Below are 17,457 nucleotides of genomic sequence, written 5' to 3'. Positions count from 1 at the left end.
ACCGCACGATCAACCTACAAGATGTTGCGATTTGCCACGGCGACCGCTATGCCATAGTAATGTAACATGATCGCAGTTTAACGAGGTGCGTGGAATTGGACGGAAAGACATCACCCGCAGTTTACTCCGAAGATGAGGGCCATGCCGAAGAAGCCGCCGGCAAGGGTGCGCGCCGCGCGCGCGTCAGCGGCATCGACCGTGCGCTTCAGGTGATCGATCATCTCTATGAGACCGGCTCGCCCGCCGGCGTCTATGCCATCGCCAAGGCGGTGAAGGCGCCGCTGTCGACCGTTTACGTCATCGTCGACGATCTGGTCGAGAAGAACATGCTGACGCGCCAGGCCGATGGTTCGATCTGGCTCGGTGCCCGGCTCTATCATTACGGGCTCGCCTATGCCCGGTCGCTGGATTTCATGAGCATCGCCACCCACGAAATGCACGATCTCTGCCGCCAGGCCGGCGAAACCGTGCAGGTCTGCGGCCGCGATGGCGATTATATGCTGGTGCTGGCCATGGCCGACGGCCCGAGCCACTTCCAGGTGGCGTCGCGCGTCGGCACCCGGGTGCCGCTGAACTGGACGGCGTCGGGCCGCCTGCTCGCCGGCCACCTGCCCGAGGAGGAGCGCATCGAACTGTTCAAACGCTGCGCCCGCTCGTCACCGACCGGCCGTGCCGAGATCGATCCGCGAACGCTGTCGGAAGCCGCCGGCAAGGCCTTCGAGTCGCGCCTGTCGATCCAGGCAGGAGAATCGGATTATGCGGTTGCCTGCATCGCCTCGCCGATCTGCGACCGCGACGGCCAGTGCGTCGCCACCATTTCCATCGTGCTGCCGGAACAGAAGGCTTTTTCCGACGAGAACCACTATACCGCGCATGTGCGCAGTTCGGCGGAGCGGATCGAAAAGCTGATGGGCTGGCGCAACCGCTGAGGCTTTCCTCAGCAGTCGAACCAAGCCCGGCGGCGGATCTTACCGGTAGGAATAACCATGGCTGTGGCGCACGAGTTTGCGTGCCCGCGGCACGTAGCGGCTGGCGGTAAAGGCATCGGCGCCGATCACCGCGTACCGCGGCTCGAACAGCTTGCTCAAGACCGAGACATCGCCGTTGGAATCCGTCGCTTCGAGTTCTGAATCGACGAGGTCGAAAATGGTGAATTCGGCTTTTGCGCCGACCGAAAGCCGGTTCTCCATCGACAACTTGATGACCGATGCCGGCGCATGGGTGACGGCTTCCACCACCTTGTCGAAGGGCATGCCGACGCTGAGCAGCTTCGACATCGTCGTCGCCAGGTCCCAGACCGGAAAATTCATCGAATGGCCGTGCAGGTCGGTCGAGATCGAGAAGGGCAGCAGCCCGCGCGCGATCGCCGCTTCCGCCACCTTGAAGGAGAAGGAGGCGCCGCCATGGCCGATATCGAGGCGGATGCCCTCGGAAGCGCAGCGCTCGGCGAGATTGAAGAGATCCTCGTCCTCCATGATGCTCGAGCCGGCCTTGCCGTTGAAACAATGGGTGACGACGTCGCCGGGACCGAGAATCTCCAGCACTTCGTCATAGAGCGCCGGCGGCTCGCCGACATGCACCATCATCGGCACTTTCAGGATCTTGGCGATCTTCTTGCCGAGCTTGACAGGGGTGACGCCCCAGGAGCCGGTGATGACATGGCTGGCGCGCACCTTGATGCCGACGATGTGCTCGCTGTTTTCGGCATAGACTTCGAGGATACGGTCGAGATCGATATCTCTGATATCCCTGAGTTCGGCGACGCGGTTGCAGGCGACGAGACCGATCGAGCCAAGGTTCAGGAAGGCTTTGATGCGCTCGCGGGCGGGCTCGATGATATATTCGCGGAAACCGTGGAAATTCGCCTCGCCGGCCGAGCCGGCATCGACCAGCGTGGTGACGCCGCGCTCGAGACCGCATTCGGAGGGGCGAATGGAAATATCGGTGCCGCCGTGCCAGATATGCACGTGCAGATCGATCCAGCCGGGTGAGACGAAGGCGCCTTTGCCGTCGATGTGCGTCACATCATCGGACACCGCAAGCGACGGACCGATCTTGGCGATCCGGCCCTCGGCATCGATCAGAATGTCGATCGTCCCCTCGGCTGTGCCGGCACCGAAAGCCATCGGTCTGATATTGCTGAGAAGAAGCGGCTTCTTCGCCTGGTCGCCTGATACGATCATATCGGTGAATTCCACAGTTATGCTATATAAATCTTTATAATAGAATAAAGCTGAAGATGCAGCTGTCAAGGAAAATGAGGCGGTCTCCATCGCTCGGGAAACGGCAACGGCGCGCTCGTTCTATAGTGCGCCTGTTGCGGGGATCCGGTAAATCCGCGTTTATTTTCAATCCCGAAGGATCGAATAATCAAGCCGTTCCAGGTGATCCGGATCGGCAATGGCGTCGATCGCAGCGATCCTGCCATCGGCGATCGTCAGCGCCACGACCACGCGGAGCTGGCCGCCGATCTGCACGACGAATCCGAGTTCGCCGTCGACGACGGCGATTTCTGCCGCCTGCGCCCGGCCCTTGAAGGCTCGGGCAACCTCATCTGCGCCACGCATTTCGCCGATCGTGCCGAATCGCGCCGCCGTTACATCCGGCCGGAAGACGACATCGGGGGCAAGCACGGCAAGCAACGCTTCCAGATCGCCGTTGCGCGATGCACTCAGAAAGGCCTCCGCGACCGTCCGCTTGCGGCCGAAATCGACATCGGGCGCCTCGTCGACGCCCTGCACCCGGCGGCGGGCGCGGCTTGCGAGCTGGCGGGCGGCAGCAGACGAGCGGCCAATGATCGGCGCGATCTCGTCGAAGGGCAGATCGAACATATCGTGCAGCACGAAGGCGACACGTTCGGCGGGCGCCAGCGTCTGCAGCACGACCAGCAACGCCACGCCGACCGATTCGGCGAAGGCTGCGTCCCGCTCCGGATCGTTTGCCGGATCGGCGATCGCGGCATGGACCGGCATTTCCAGCGGCTCCTCGCGCCGCGTCTTGCGGGTGCGCAGCATGTCGAGGCAGATGCGCGCCACCACTGTCGTCAGCCAGCCGCCGAGATTGCCGACATCGGTCGTATCGGTGCGGCTGAGCCGCAGCCAGGCTTCCTGGACCGCATCCTCTGCCTCGCTACGCGAGCCAAGCATGCGATAGGCGGCGGCCCGCAGATGCGCCCTGTTCGCCTCGAATTCGTCGGCCAGCCATTTTTTCTCGTCCATTTGTCACATTCCTCCGCTGCGTTCCGTCAAGGCCATGACGAATGAAACCCGGCCGATGTGACAGCGCCGGCGGATCGTCGAAGAGTAAAACGCATCAAGGAGACATACCATGCAAGAAAAATTGGCCATGCAGGAGAGAATGGGAAATCCCGCGCTGGTCCTTCCCGAGGCCATGCAGGCGCTCACTGCCCTCGGCAAGGTGCCGACCGAGACCGGCCTTTCACCGAAGCTGCTCGAACTCGTCAATCTGCGCGCCAGCCAGATCAATGGCTGCAGCGTCTGCATCGACGGGCATCCGCGCATCGCAAAGAAGCTCGGCGAGACGGACGAACGGCTTTTCGCCGTCAGCGCCTGGCGCGACACGCCCTATTTCAGCGAAGCCGAGCGGGCAGCCCTGGCGCTGACCGAGGCGGTGACCCGCACCAGCGACCGCGCCGACCCCGTGCCGGACGAGATCTGGGACGAGGCGACCCGGCACTATGACGGCAGGAGCCTTGCGGCCCTCGTCATCGCCATCGCCAATATCAATGTCTGGAACCGGCTGAACATCGCCACCCGCCAGATCGCCGGCGCCTGGAAGCCGTAAACGGCAATTGCCGGCAGCGGGTCACCCCTGCGCTGCCGGCAATCGTTCTCTTATTGAGGTCGAAACTCAGATGATACCGCCGCCGCCGGCAGCGGAGGCGGGACGCTCGGCCGCCACCTTCCTGCGGTAGCCGCTGGCGCGGTAGGCGGCGATCGGGTCGATCGCGCCGCCGGCCCGGCGCCGGGCTTCGGCGAGGATCGGCTCGACATCGGCGCGATAGGCGCGCTTCAGGGTTTCCGACGCCATCAGCGCGTCATTGTCCTGCTGGTATCCGTCGAGCACCTTGCGGTCGACGAGCAGCGCCTGCGCATAAGCGCGGCGGATTTCGTTGGCGCTGTTGATCAGGCTTTCGATCGGGTCGGTGACATTGTGCGACTGGTCGATCATATGGGCCGGGTTGAAGTCGTTGACGCCACGCTGCTCGGCATCGACCAGTTCGTTGAAGACGAGGAACAGCCGGTAGGGATCGATCGCGCCGGCGTCGAGATCGTCATCGCCATATTTGGAATCGTTGAAATGGAAGCCGCCGAGCTTGCCGAACTGGATCAGCCGAGCGACGATCATCTCGATATTGGTGTTCGGCGCATGATGGCCGAGATCGACGAGGCAATGGGCCTTGGGGCCGAGCGTCTGGGCGATCAGGTAATTGGTGCCCCAATCCTGCACGATCGTCGAATAGAAGGCCGGCTCGTACATCTTGTGCTCGGAGAAGAGCTTCCAATCGTCCGGCAGCGCCTTGTAGATGTCGGCCATCGAAGCGAGGTAACGCTCGAATGCCCTGGTGAAATTGCTCTGGCCGGGGAAGTTCGAGCCGTCGCCGATCCAGACGGTGAGCGCCTTGGAACCCAGCGCCTGGCCGATTGCGATACATTCGAGATTGTGCTCGACCGCCTGCGCCCGCGTCGCCGCATCGGTATGGCTGAGCGAACCGTATTTATAGGAATGGGCCTGTCCCGGCGCATCGGAAAAGGTGTTCGAATTCATCGCGTCGAAGCCGAGGCCGAGCGCATCGCCCTTGGCCTTCAACTCCCGGGCATCCGCCTTGTCCCAGGGAATATGCAGCGAGACATTCGGTGTCGCCTGCGTCAGCTGGTTGATGACGGCGCAATCGTCGAGCTTGTCGAAGATGCCGCGCGGCTCGCCGGTGCCTGGGAAGCGGGCAAAACGTGTGCCGCCGGTGCCGACGCCCCAGGAGGGAACGGCGACGAAAAACTCGGCGACCTTGCGGGTGATTGCTTCGATATCGACGCCGCGGCGGTCAAGGTTCGCGCCCAGCGCCTCGTAGTCGGCTTTCAGTGCGGTTGCCCGCTTGTCGTTTTCTGTCGCGACCAGATCCTGTGCGATCCTGAACTCGGCCATTTTTTCCTCCCGGTTATGCAATTTCTACATTGGGACTGCCGCGGGGCCCGCCCCCTCATCCGCCTGCCGGCACCTTCTCCCCGTTCAGACGGGGAGAAGGGGATATGCCGCACCGTCTCCGTCCCACTCCAACATATCGTTGGGCAAGTCCCCTCTCCCCGTCTGAACGGGGAGAGGGTGAGGGTGAGGGGCAGACACATCCGCCGCCGATTAGCTATTACCGCGTAAAGCTCTGCACGTTGCCGGCATCGACGTTGATGATATTGCCGGTCGATTTTGCCGAAAGGTCCGAGGCCAGGAAGTAGATCGCCTCGGCGATATCCTCCGGAAACACGTTGAGTTTCAGCATCGAACGCTTGCGGTAATGTTCCTCGAGATCATCCACCTCGATCTTCGAGGAGGCGGCGCGTTGTTCGCGCCATTCGCCGCTCCAGATCTTCGAGCCGCGCAGCACCGCATCCGGATTGACGGTGTTGACGCGGATGCCGGCATCCGCGCCTTCCAGCGCCAGGCAGCGGGCGAGATGGATTTCAGCAGCCTTTGCCGTGCAATAGGCAGAGGCATTCGGCGAAGCGGCGAGACCGTTTTTCGAGGCGACGAAGACGATGTTGCCGCCGAGCGCCTGACGGCGGAACAGCCGGAAGGCTTCGCGCGAAACGAGGAAATAGCCGGTCGCCAAAATATCGATATTGCGGTTCCAGGTCGCAAGCTCGGTGGCTTCGATCGGCGCGGAGGAGGCAATGCCGGCATTCGAGACGAGGATATCGATGCCGCCGAATTCGACCGAGGCTTCCGCGAAGGAGGCGATCACCGCATCTTCTTTGGTGACGTCGAGCCGGACGCTGCGCACGGCGTCGGCGCCAAACTTCTTGACGAAATCGGCCTCGGTGCCTTCAAGCGCCGCCTGGTCGATATCGGCAAGCACCACGCAGGCGCCCTCGCCGACGAGGCGCGCCGCCGTCGCCCGGCCGATGCCGCCGGCGCCGCCGGTGACGAAGGCCACCCGGCCGGCGAGGCTCTTCGGCTTCGGCATGCGCTGGAGCTTCGCCTCTTCGAGCAGCCAGTATTCGATATCGAAGGCCTCCTGTTCCGGCAGGCCCTGATATTCCGAAACCGTCGAGGCGCCGCGCATGACGTTGATGGCGTTGACGTAGAATTCGCTGGCGATGCGTGCCGTCGCTTTGTCGCGGGCAAAGGACAGCATGCCGACGCCGGGAACGAGGAAGATGACGGGATTGGCGTCGCGCATGGCGGGCGAATTGTCATGCTTGCAGTCGTTGTAATAGCGGGCGTAATCGGCGCGGTAATCCTCCAGCGCCTGGTCGAGGCCGGCAACGATCGCGTCTACATCCGGCCTGGCCGGGTCGAAATCGACGATCAGCGGGCGGATCTTGGTGCGCAGGAAATGATCCGGGCAGCTGGTGCCGAGCGCGCCGAGCGGGCGCAAATCCTTCGAATTGACGAATTCGAGCACGGCGTCCTGATCGTCGAAATGACCGAGCTTGCGTTCCTGCTTGCCAATGCGGCCGCGAATCTCCGGCATCAGCCGGGCGGCGATGGCGCGGCGCGCGGCAACGGGCAGGCTCTCAGTGACCGCGCCGCCGAAAATCGTCTTGCCTTCGGTCTTTTCGGCAAACCAGACGATCGCCTTGTTGATGATGTCGAGCGTCAGCTCGTAGCAGGCCTTGGCATCATTCGCCCAGGTGAAGAGGCCGTGGCTTTCGAGCACAACGCCCTTGGCATTCGGGTTCGCCTTGACGAAGGCTTCGAGATCGAGGCCGAGCTGGAAGCCCGGACGACGCCAGGGCAGCCAGCCGATCTCGTTGCCAAAGATCTGCTGCGTCAATTCTTTCGAATTCTTCGAGGCGGCAATGGCGATGATGGCGTCAGGATGCATATGATCGACATGGGTGAAAGGCACGAAACCATGCAGCGGCGTGTCGATCGAGGCGGCACGGCCGTTGAGGTTGAAGGTGCAGTGCGGCAGGAAGCCGACCATGCGGTCTTCGTCTTCGACACCTTTATAGATGGATTTCAGCGATTCCAGCTTGTCCTGGTAAAGGGTGGCGAAACCGTCGAGCTTGATCGTGCCGACGTCACCGCCCGAGCCCTTTACCCAGAGCACCTTGACCTTGCCGCCATCAAGCGGATCGGTTTCCATCACCTTCGCCGAGGTGTTGCCGCCGCCGTAATTGGTGATGCGCTTGTCGGCGCCGAGCAGATTGGAGCGATAGAGCAGCTTGCCGGGCTCATCGAGGCCCGCCGCATAACCATCATCCCACCGGTTTTCCAAAAGCCGGACGTTCGCCGCCATGTCATCCTCCCTATAGGCTTGCAAGGCGCAGCGATCAGCGCGCCCTTTCGCTCACGGTATCGCGCATCAAAAGTGCGCTTGTCAATCGAAAACGATCAAATTCGATTATTGTGCAGCGCAATATGAAAATTTATGATCGTTTGTGATTGACAGTCTTTAACGGATACGAAATAAATATGACAAGAGGAGGAGCCCAATGCACGAACGCGAACGCCATCGCATTATCTTAAGCGCCGTTCAGGAAAAGTCCGTCGTTACGATCCAGGACATTTCCGAGCTGACGGAAGCTTCCGAAGCGACAATCCGGCGCGACATTGCGGCTCTTCACGTGCAGGGCAAGATCCGCCGTGTCCGCGGCGGCGCCGAAGCGGTGCATCCGCCGCAGCTCGGCAATCTTGCCGGCCGACCCTTTCGGGTGTCAGAATCAGTCAACATCGATAAAAAGCGCGCAATTGCCCGCGCGGCCGTCGATCTCTGCGAAGCCGGCGACGCCATCATCATCAATGGCGGCACGACGACCTTCCAGATGGTGCATTACATGGCCGGCCACCGCCTGCAGGTGATGACCAACTCCTTCGCGATCGCCGAACATCTGGTCAAACATTCCAAAAACACGGTGACGGTGCCGGGCGGCGCGATCTACCGCGAGCAGAGCCTGATCCTGTCGCCTTTCGACAATGACGCCATCCGCAATTTTTATGCGCGGCGCATGTTCATCGGCGCCCAGGGCGTCGGCCCGCTCGGCATCATGGAGGCGGACGCCCTCATTATCCAGAGCGAGCAGAAGCTGATGCACCAGGCCGACGAACTCGTCGTCATGGCCGATTCAAGCAAATTCAATCGCCGGTCGAGCCTCATTCTCTGCGCGCTCGACCGCGTGTCTGTGATCATCACTGATGACGCGATTTCGGACGAGGCGGCTCGCATGGTCGAGAATGCCGGCGTCCGGCTCGTTGTCGCAAGTCCGGTGGCCCAGGCGGTGAAGGAGGATTCCTCGTCGGTCGCATGAGGCGCCGGCGAGGTGTGGAAGTCTAATCTTTAAGGGAGGAAAGTACATGAAACTCGCAAAGACACTTGCGCTCGGCGCAGCGCTCGCCGTCGCCATGATGGCCGGCACCGCCAGCGCCAAGGACATCAAGATCGGCCTGGTCGTCAAGTCGCTCGGCAACGGCTTCTTCGACGCCGCCAACAAGGGCGCCCAGGAAGCCGCCAAGGAACTCGGCGGCGTAGAAGTGATCTACACCGGCCCGACGTCGACGACGGCCGAAGGCCAGATCGAAGTGATCAACTCGCTGATCGCCCAGGGCGTCGATGCCATCGCCGTTTCGGCCAACGACCCCGACGCGCTCGTTCCGGCGCTGAAGAAGGCTGCCCAGCGCGGCATCAAGGTCATTTCGTGGGATTCCGGCGTCGCACCGGAAGGCCGTATCCTGCAGCTCAATCCGTCGTCCAACGAGCTGATCGGCAAGATGTGCCTGACGCTCGCCAAGGATCATCTGGAAGGCGGCAAGGGTGACTTCGCCATCCTGTCGGCAACGACCACCTCGACCAACCAGAATATCTGGATCGACCAGATGAAGAAGCAGCTCAAGGATTTCCCGGGCCTCAACCTCGTCACCACGGTTTACGGCGACGACCTCTCGGATAAGTCCTATCGTGAAGCCGAAGGCCTCTTGAAGTCGAACCCGAACGTCAAGGTCATCGTCGCTCCGACGACGGTCGGCGTTCTCGCCGCTTCCAAGGTCGTCGAAGACAAAGGCCTTGTCGGCAAGGTCTACGTCACCGGTCTCGGCCTGCCGTCCGAAATGGCCGGCGCGATCAAATCGGGCGCCACGAAGGAATTCGCCATCTGGAATCCGATCGACCTCGGCTACTCTGCAACGCAGATCGCCTATCACCTGGCAAAGGGTGATGCCGACGGCAAGCCGGGCAGCGAAATCGAAGCCGGCCGCATGGGCAAGATCAAGATCGGCGACAATGGCGAAGCCGCCATGGCTGATCCCTTCGTCTACAATGCCTCGAACATCGACCAGTTCTCCAAGGTCTTCTGATCCGAAGAAACACAGAAAAACCCGGCGGCCTCAAGCCGCCGGGATTTCCCATTCGACACTGGTAGAAATCTGATGAACGCCGCCTTCCAACAAACCGCCACGGACAGCAAAACCGGCGATGCGCCCGCCATTCTGGAAATGCGCGGCATCTCCCAGATCTTTCCGGGCGTGAAGGCGCTCGACAATGTCAGCATCGCCCTTCATCCCGGCACGGTGACAGCACTGATCGGCGAAAACGGCGCCGGCAAATCGACGCTCGTCAAGATCCTGACCGGCATCTACCGGCCGAACGAAGGCGAGATCCTGGTCGACGGCCGGACAGTGACCTTCGCCAGCGCCCAGGCGGCGATCGATGCCGGCGTCACCGCTATCCATCAGGAAACCGTGCTGTTCGACGAACTGACGGTTGCCGAAAACATCTTCCTCGGCCATGCGCCGCGCACGCGCTTTCGCACCATCGACTGGCAGGTGATGAACAGCCGCTCGAAGACGCTGCTGACGGCGCTTGAAAGCAATATCGATCCGACGATCCGGCTGAAAGACCTCTCGATTGCGCAGCGCCACTTGGTGGCGATTGCCCGCGCTCTGTCGATCGAGGCCCGCATCGTCATCATGGACGAGCCGACGGCCGCCCTTTCCCGCAAGGAGATCGACGATCTCTTCCGCATCGTCCGCGGCCTGAAGGAACAGGGCAAGGCGATCCTCTTCATCAGCCATAAGTTCGACGAGGTTTACGAGATCGCCGACGATTTCGTCGTCTTCCGCGACGGCCGCGCCATCGGCCAGGGCCGGCTCAAGGAAACGCCGCAGGACGAGATCGTCCGCATGATGGTCGGCCGCGACGTCGAGAACGCCTTTCCGAAAATCGACGTGGCGATCGGCGCTCCGGTGCTCGAAGTGGAAAAATACAGCCACCGCACCGAATTCCGCGATATTTCGCTGACCCTGCGCAAGGGTGAGATTCTCGGCATCTACGGCCTGATCGGCGCCGGACGGTCGGAACTCGCACAGTCGCTCTTCGGCATCACCCGGCCGCTCTCCGGCCGGCTGACGCTCGAAGGCCGGGAGATTTCGATCAACTCGCCGCATGATGCGATCAAAGCCGGCATCGTCTATGTGCCGGAAGAGCGCGGCCGCCACGGCCTGGCGCTGCCGATGCCGATCTATCAGAACATGACGCTGCCGTCGCTGACGCGGACCTCGCGCAAGGGCTTCCTGCAGGCGGCGGAAGAATTCGCGCTCGCCCGCAAATATGCCGAGCGACTGGATCTGCGCGCCGCCGCCCTCTCCGTGCCGGTCGGCACGCTGTCGGGCGGCAACCAGCAGAAGGTCGTCATCGGCAAGTGGCTCGCCACCATGCCCAAGGTCATCATCCTCGATGAACCCACAAAGGGCATCGACATCGGCTCGAAGGCTGCCGTCCACGGCTTCATCAGCGAGCTTGCGGCCGAGGGCCTCTCCATCATCATGATCTCTTCCGAACTGCCCGAAATCATCGGCATGTCGGACCGTGTGCTTGTCATGAAGGAAGGCCTATCGGCTGGGCTCTTCGAGCGCGATCAGCTTTCGCCGGAAGCGCTGGTGCGCGCGGCGACCGGAAATGCATGAGGTGATGGGCATGGCCAAACTGATCAGAAAACGCGAAACCCTGCTCTTTGCCATCATCGTGCTGATGATTGGCATCTTCTCGACGCGGGCGGCCGATTTCGCGACACCGGATAATCTCGCCGGCATTTTCAACGACACAGCGATCCTCATCATTCTGGGCCTTGCCCAGATGACGGTTATCCTGACGAAATCGATCGACCTCTCGGTTGCCGCCAACCTTGCCTTTACCGGCATGGCGATCGCGATGATGAACGCCGCCTTTCCGGGCCTGCCGCTGATCGTGCTGATCCTCGCCGCGGTCGTGATCGGCGCCGCCCTCGGCGCTATCAACGGCTTCCTCGTGTGGCGGCTGGAAATCCCGCCGATCGTCGTGACCCTCGGCACGCTCACCATCTATCGCGGCATGGCCTTCGTGCTCTCGGGCGGCGCCTGGGTGAACGCCCATCAGATGACGCCGACTTTCCTGGCTGTCCCCCGCACGCCGATCCTCGGCCTGCCGGTGCTGAGCTGGGTTGCGATCATCATCGTCGCGCTGATGTACATGCTGCTGCGCTACAGCCCGTTCGGCCGCTCGGCCTATGCGACCGGCGGCAATCCCACGGCTGCCGTCTATGCCGGCATCGATACCGGCCGGACGAAATTCCTGGCCTTCGTGCTCTCGGGCGCGCTCGCCGGCCTGGCGAGCTATCTCTGGGTGTCGCGTTATGCCGTCGCCTATGTCGATATCGCCAACGGCTTCGAGCTCGACAGCGTCGCGGCCTGCGTCATCGGCGGCATCTCGATTGCCGGCGGCGTCGGCTCGGTCGCCGGCACCGTGCTCGGCGCACTCTTCCTCGGCGTCATCAAGAATGCGCTGCCGGTAATCGGCATCTCACCCTTCACCCAGATGGCGATCTCCGGAACCGTCATCATTCTCGCCGTCGCCTTCAATGCCCGGCGCGAGCGCAATCGCGGCCGCATCATCCTGCGCGACCGCGCCGCAGCGGAGGTCGCAGTATGAGCATGATGTCTTCAACACCCGAAAAGCGCATCATTCCCGACCGGCTCGGCACCCCCTTCCGCCGCATCGCCGCGAGCTGGGAAGTCCTGCTCTTTGCCGTCGCCGTCCTGATCTTCGTCTTCAATTCCCTGGCGTCACCCTATTTCCTCGATGCCTGGAATCTTTCGGACGCCACTTTCAACTTCACCGAAAAGGCAATGATCGCCTTCGCCATGGCGCTGCTGGTCATCTCGGGCGAGATCGACCTCTCCGTCGCCGCGATTATCGCGCTAGCCTCTACGGCGATGGGGGCGGCAGCGCAGCTTGGCGTCGGCACGCCGGGCCTGGTATTGATCGGCATCGGCACCGGCCTTGCCTGCGGCACCTTTAACGGAGTGCTGGTCTCGGTGCTGAAACTGCCGTCGATCGTCGTCACCATTGGCACGATGAGCCTTTTCCGCGGCATTTCCTATATTGTGCTCGGCGACCAGGCCTATGGCAAATACCCTGCTGATTTCGCCTATTTCGGCCAGGGCTATGTCTTCTGGGTATTCTCCTTCGAATTCGTGCTGTTCTTCGTGCTGGCAATCGCCTTCGCCATCCTGCTGCATGCGACGAATTTCGGCCGGCAGGTCTATGCGATCGGCAACAATGATTTCGCCGCCCGCTTCTCCGGCATCCCGGTCGAGCGCGTCAAATTCATCCTCTTCCTGCTGACCGGCGTCATGAGCGGTGTTGCCGCCGTCTGCCTGACCTCGCGCCTCGGCTCGACCCGGCCGTCGATCGCGCAAGGCTGGGAGCTCGAAGTCGTCACCATGGTCGTGCTCGGCGGCATCTCGATCCTCGGCGGCTCCGGCACGATCGGCGGCGTCGTCATCGCCGCCTTCGTCATGGGCCTCGTCACCTTCGGCCTCGGCCTCTTGAACGTGCCCGGCATCGTCATGTCGATCTTCATTGGCCTGCTGCTGATTATCACTATCGCCATCCCGATCATCGCCCGTCGCATCAAGCTCATGAGCTCCCGATGACCTTGGAAAAACACGCCTTCAAGATGCAGCTCAATCCCGGCATGGAAGCCGAATACCGCAAGCGGCATGACGAAATCTGGCCGGAACTGGTCGATCTCCTGCACCAGTCGGGCGCCAGCGACTATTCCATTCATCTCGACCGCGACACCAACACGCTGTTCGGCGTGCTGACGCGGCCTGCCGGTCACACGATGGCGAGCCTGCCGGAGCATCCCGTCATGAAGAAATGGTGGGCTCACATGGCCGATATCATGGCTGTAAATCCGGACAATTCGCCTGTTCAAAGCGACCTCGTCACCCTCTTCCATATGCCATGACCGCCAATTCCTATCGCCGCATCGCCGTTCTCGACATCGGCAAGACCAATGCCAAGGTCGTCGTGCTCGACAGCGCGACCGGCGCCGAGATCGCCGTCCTGAAACGGCCGAACATCACGATCAAGACCGGCCCCTACCCGCATTATGATATCGAAGCTCTGTGGTCCTTCGCCCTCGACGCGCTGAAGAGCCTTGCGCGGGAACCCGGCTTCGACGCCATCTCGATCACCACCCATGGCGCTGCAGCCGCGCTGCTCGACCGGGACGGTGCGCTCGCCATGCCCGTGATCGACTACGAGCATGAATACCCAGAAGCGATCCGCAATGCCTATACTGCCTTGCGTCCTTCCTTCGGCGAAACCTTCTCGCCGCGCCTGGCGATGGGGCTCAATGTCGGCGCGCAGCTGCACTACCAGAAGAGCGCCTTTCCGGAAGACTTCGCTGGGGTCGCAACCATCCTCACCTATGCGCAATACTGGACGGCGCGGCTGACCGGTGTCGCCGTCAATGAACTGACCTCGCTCGGCTGCCATACCGACCTCTGGAACCCGAAAACATCAGACTATTCCTCGCTCGTCGACAAGCTCGGCATCCGCGATCTGATGGCGCCGATCCGGTCCGCCTTCGATGCGCTCGGCCCGGTCCTGCCCGAAATCGCCGCCGCGCTTGGCCTTGCCGCACCGGTGCCGGTCTATTGCGGCATTCACGATTCCAACGCCTCGCTGCTGCCGCATCTCGTCCATCGGCAGGCCCCTTTCGCCGTCGTCTCCACCGGTACCTGGGTCATCAATTTCGGCGTCGGCGGCGATCTCGATCATCTCGATCCGGGCCGCGATGCGCTCGCCAATGTCGATGCCTATGGTCGCGCCGTTCCCTCCTCGCGTTTCATGGGCGGGCGGGAATTCGAGATCCTTTCGGCCGAAATCGGCCCTGTCGACGAAACGGCCGCGCAGGCGGCGATCGGCCCGGTCGTCGAAAAGGGCATGATGATGCTGCCCAACATTGTCCCCGGTTCCGGGCCCTTCCCCGGAAAGACCAGCCGCTGGATCGGCGCCGACGAGGCGAGCCGCGAGGAGCGTCATGCCGCCGCCTGCCTCTATCTCGCTTTGATGACCGATGCCTGCCTCGGACTGACCGGCGCCAAAGGCCCGGTTATCGTCGAGGGTCCCTTTGCGCTCAACGAGACCTATCTGAAGCTGCTTGCAGCGCTCATCGGCCGCGAGGTCCTGGCCCTTCCCGGCTCGACCGGCACAAGCCAGGGGGCTGCCCTTCTCACCGGCATCCGGCCGATATCCGGCGCCGAGACGCATGTTCCGCCGTCCGAGATCGCGGGGCTTTCCGTCTATCGCGATCGCTGGTACGCGGCGATGGAATAAGAGCTTTTCCAAAGACGGCCCAAGAACGGTCTTGCTCGCTCCTGCCTTGCGGTTAGTGTGCCCCTCGAAAACCAAGTCGAGGAGACAGCATGACAGAGGCATTCGATCCACGCGGGCTCGCAGCCAGGCTTCACAGCCTGCGCCAGGCCGGCAGGCAGGAAGAAACCGGCAGTTTCGCGCTGCCGGCCGATCTGCATCAGGCGATGGAGGCGCAGAATTTCCTGACCGCGGCCGACGGCATTTCCAGCAATGCCTGGAAGGTGACGGTCTCGCCTGAGGGTCAGGCGGTCACCGGTCCGCTGCATCCCTATGCCGAAGCCGCCGCCGGCGCCAGCATCCCCTGGTATCCGGGCCTGAAATTCGAAACCGAGATCGCCGTGCGCCTCGGCAAGGACCTGCCGACCCGCACCGGCACTCCCTATAGCCGCGCCGAGGTCGTCGAGGCGATCTCCGCCGCCCATCTCGGCTCCGAGCTGCTGGTCAGCGCCGTCAAGGAAGGTGGCAGCATCTCCTTTCTGTTGTTTACTTCAGACCGCCTCGGCAATAGCGGCTATGTGCTTGGCCCGAAGCTCGACAAAAGTGCTGTCGATACCGCCGGTGGCACGCCGCTCAAGGTTACCCATGCCGGCCGCACGATCTATGACGGCCCGGCACAGCATCCGAAGGGCGACGTCCTCACCTGGCTTGTCGATTACGCCAATGACGGTCTGCGCCCCGAGACATCGCTAAAGGCAGGCGCGCTGATCACCACAGGCACGTTGAGCGGCGCGATCGAACTGACCGAACCCGGCGAGATCGATATCCTGTTCGGGGACAGCCGACTGCACTTTTCCGTGTCGAAGGTTTAATGTCCGAAGCGTAAGTTGACAATTCCGGTTTAGTTTTGCAGGGAAAGGGAGGGTTCGCCCTACCGAGCCCGTTCGCAGCGCCGAACCTGGAGCAGATCATGCCTTCGCCTTTCCTCGCCCTGTCGGGAATCGAATATGCCATCGGGCCGAAATCCATCCTGCATGGCATCGACTTGACGCTCGAGCAGGGCCGCATCTACGGTCTAGTGGGGCCGAACGGCTCCGGCAAAAGCACGCTTTTGAAGATCATCGCCCGCCAGGTCGCGCCGAAATCCGGCGCCATCACCTTCAACGGCAAGCCGGCGGGTGATTGGGGTGCCCGCGAATTTGCCCGGCACCTCGCCTACATGCCGCAGTTCACGCCGGCGACCGACGGCATGACCGTGCGCGAACTGGTGGCGCTCGGCCGTTTTCCCTGGCACGGCACGCTCGGCCGCTTCACCGCGACCGATCGCAACAAGGTCGAGGAGGCGATCGTCCGCACCGAGCTCGAGAATTTTGCCGATCGCCTCGTCGCCAACATGTCCGGCGGCGAGCGTCAGCGCGCCTGGATCGCCATGATGCTCGCCCAGGACGCCCGCTGCCTGTTGCTGGACGAGCCGACGTCGGCGCTCGACCTCGCCCATCAGGCAAGCGTCCTCTCATTGGTGCAGGAGCTCAGCCACGAACGCGGGCTGACCGTCATCATCGTGCTGCACGACATCAATCTCGCCGCGCGTTATTGCGATGCGATCGTCGCGCTCAACCGCGGCCGGATCACCGCCGAAGGCACGCCCGCCGAGATCATGCAGGCCGATACGCTGCATTCGATTTTCGGCGTCGGCATGGGCGTCTTTCCGCATCCGGTGCGCAACGAGCCGGTCAGCTATCTCCTGTAGGCCGTCGGCTATACCTTTTCGCGGAACATCTCGATGATGGCGGAGAAATCCCGTCCGCCGTTACCCTGTTTTTCGAAGAGCGCAAAAAGCTGCGCCGCCTCCGCACCCATTGGCGTCGACGCGCCGCTCGCCAGCGCCGCCTCCTGCGAAAGCCTCAGATCCTTCAGCATCAGTGCGGCGGCGAAACCGGGTTTGTAGTCATTATTCGCCGGCGAGGTCGGGACCGGCCCGGGCACCGGGCAATAGGTATTGATCGCCCAGCACTGGCCGGATGAGGTCGAAGCGACGTCGAAAAGTGCCTGATGCGAGAGGCCGAGTTTTTCGGCGAGCACGAAGGCCTCGCAGACGCCGACCATCGAAATGCCGAGGATCATGTTGTTGCAGATCTTCGCCGCCTGGCCGGCGCCGGCTTCGCCGCAATGGACGATCTTCTTGCCCATCGCCTCGAGGATCGGTTTCGCCCGGGCGAAGGCCTCGTCCGAACCGCCCGCCATGAAGGTCAGGGTGCCGGCGGTCGCCCCGCCGGTGCCGCCGGAGACGGGCGCGTCGAGCGACAGGCAGCTTGCGGCCTTGGCCATCTCATGCGCCTTGCGGCTGCTGTCGACATCGATTGTCGAGCAATCGATGACCAGCGTGTCCTGCGCCGCGGTCTGCAGAATATCGGTCCAGGCCGTCAGCACGTGCCTGCCCTGCGGCAGCATCGTGATGACGATCTCAGCGTCCTTGACCGCCTGGCTGGCATGGCTTGCCGGCTTGACGCCACTCTCTTCGGCCGCCTTCAGCACCGAGGCCGCGAGATCGAAACCGAGGACCTCGTGACCTGCTTTGACGAGATTGGCCGCCATCGGCCCGCCCATATTGCCAAGCCCGATGAATGCGATCCTTGCCATGGTCT

The 17,457-nt window shown here is 62.5% G+C and carries 16 protein-coding genes; 11 read left to right on the top strand and 5 right to left on the bottom strand.

Annotation, left to right across the window (positions count from 1 at the left end):
* Positions 1-89: 89 nt before the first annotated feature.
* Positions 90-929 (top strand): IclR family transcriptional regulator, encoded by an 840-nt coding sequence (locus BBJ66_RS27550; RefSeq protein ID WP_049735751.1) that lies wholly within the window; start codon positions 90-92, stop codon positions 927-929.
* Positions 930-968: 39 nt separating this feature from the next.
* Here the strand turns inward: BBJ66_RS27550 and BBJ66_RS27545 are convergent, their stop codons facing one another.
* Together BBJ66_RS27545 and BBJ66_RS27540 are read right to left on the bottom strand one after the other, a co-directional pair.
* Positions 969-2,183: an amidohydrolase/deacetylase family metallohydrolase gene (locus BBJ66_RS27545; protein WP_071091393.1), complete on the bottom strand. Its 1,215-nt coding sequence runs from the start codon at positions 2,181-2,183 to the stop codon at positions 969-971.
* A gap of 165 nt (positions 2,184-2,348) precedes the next feature.
* Positions 2,349-3,218, bottom strand: a complete 870-nt coding sequence (locus BBJ66_RS27540; protein WP_071091390.1) for a sigma-70 family RNA polymerase sigma factor — start codon at positions 3,216-3,218, stop codon at positions 2,349-2,351.
* Between the two features lie 127 nt (positions 3,219-3,345).
* On the opposite strand from BBJ66_RS27540, the gene BBJ66_RS27535 reads away from it, so the two are divergent.
* Complete coding sequence (locus BBJ66_RS27535; protein ID WP_071091896.1) at positions 3,346-3,804, top strand: carboxymuconolactone decarboxylase family protein; 459 nt, start codon at positions 3,346-3,348, stop codon at positions 3,802-3,804.
* A gap of 66 nt (positions 3,805-3,870) precedes the next feature.
* Here BBJ66_RS27535 and rhaI read toward each other — a convergent pair whose 3' ends face one another.
* Positions 3,871-5,163: an L-rhamnose catabolism isomerase gene (gene rhaI, locus BBJ66_RS27530; RefSeq protein ID WP_071091387.1), complete on the bottom strand. Its 1,293-nt coding sequence runs from the start codon at positions 5,161-5,163 to the stop codon at positions 3,871-3,873.
* A 217-nt stretch (positions 5,164-5,380) separates the two neighbouring features.
* Positions 5,381-7,477, bottom strand: a complete 2,097-nt coding sequence (locus tag BBJ66_RS27525) for a bifunctional rhamnulose-1-phosphate aldolase/short-chain dehydrogenase (protein WP_071091384.1) — start codon at positions 7,475-7,477, stop codon at positions 5,381-5,383.
* A gap of 196 nt (positions 7,478-7,673) precedes the next feature.
* Between BBJ66_RS27525 and BBJ66_RS27520 the strand changes: the two genes are divergently transcribed.
* From BBJ66_RS27520 to BBJ66_RS27480, 9 genes are all read left to right on the top strand, one after another.
* Positions 7,674-8,486 (top strand): DeoR/GlpR family DNA-binding transcription regulator, encoded by an 813-nt coding sequence (locus BBJ66_RS27520; RefSeq protein ID WP_049735746.1) that lies wholly within the window; start codon positions 7,674-7,676, stop codon positions 8,484-8,486.
* Between the two features lie 46 nt (positions 8,487-8,532).
* Positions 8,533-9,528, top strand: coding sequence for a rhamnose ABC transporter substrate-binding protein (gene rhaS / locus BBJ66_RS27515; protein WP_049735745.1), 996 nt, complete (start codon positions 8,533-8,535; stop codon positions 9,526-9,528).
* 72 nt (positions 9,529-9,600) lie between these two features.
* Positions 9,601-11,136 (top strand): sugar ABC transporter ATP-binding protein, encoded by a 1,536-nt coding sequence (locus BBJ66_RS27510; RefSeq protein WP_049735744.1) that lies wholly within the window; start codon positions 9,601-9,603, stop codon positions 11,134-11,136.
* Positions 11,137-11,146: 10 nt separating this feature from the next.
* Entirely contained in the window at positions 11,147-12,136 is a 990-nt protein-coding gene (locus tag BBJ66_RS27505; protein ID WP_049735845.1) for an ABC transporter permease, read from the top strand.
* Entirely contained in the window at positions 12,133-13,143 is a 1,011-nt protein-coding gene (locus BBJ66_RS27500; protein WP_049735743.1) for an ABC transporter permease, read from the top strand. The genes BBJ66_RS27505 and BBJ66_RS27500 overlap by 4 nt, the downstream gene beginning before the upstream one ends.
* Positions 13,140-13,460, top strand: a complete 321-nt coding sequence (gene rhaM, locus BBJ66_RS27495) for an L-rhamnose mutarotase (protein ID WP_071091381.1) — start codon at positions 13,140-13,142, stop codon at positions 13,458-13,460. The genes BBJ66_RS27500 and rhaM overlap by 4 nt, the downstream gene beginning before the upstream one ends.
* On the top strand, positions 13,457-14,836 hold the full coding sequence (locus BBJ66_RS27490) for an FGGY-family carbohydrate kinase (protein ID WP_071091378.1): 1,380 nt from the start codon (positions 13,457-13,459) through the stop codon (positions 14,834-14,836). Before rhaM ends, BBJ66_RS27490 begins: the two co-directional genes overlap by 4 nt.
* Before the next feature lie 89 nt (positions 14,837-14,925).
* Complete coding sequence (locus BBJ66_RS27485) at positions 14,926-15,684, top strand: fumarylacetoacetate hydrolase family protein (protein ID WP_071091375.1); 759 nt, start codon at positions 14,926-14,928, stop codon at positions 15,682-15,684.
* Positions 15,685-15,782: 98 nt separating this feature from the next.
* Positions 15,783-16,562 (top strand): ABC transporter ATP-binding protein, encoded by a 780-nt coding sequence (locus tag BBJ66_RS27480; RefSeq protein WP_071091371.1) that lies wholly within the window; start codon positions 15,783-15,785, stop codon positions 16,560-16,562.
* A gap of 8 nt (positions 16,563-16,570) precedes the next feature.
* Here BBJ66_RS27480 and mmsB read toward each other — a convergent pair whose 3' ends face one another.
* Entirely contained in the window at positions 16,571-17,452 is an 882-nt protein-coding gene (mmsB, locus tag BBJ66_RS27475; RefSeq protein WP_071091368.1) for a 3-hydroxyisobutyrate dehydrogenase, read from the bottom strand.
* Positions 17,453-17,457 lie beyond the last annotated feature (5 nt).

It is taken from the genome of Rhizobium sp. RSm-3, from assembly GCF_001854685.1.
Taxonomy (GTDB): Bacteria; Pseudomonadota; Alphaproteobacteria; order Rhizobiales; family Rhizobiaceae; genus Rhizobium; species Rhizobium ecuadorense.
Note: the sequence above shows the minus strand (reverse complement) of the source record. Positions and strands in the feature narration are given on the sequence as shown.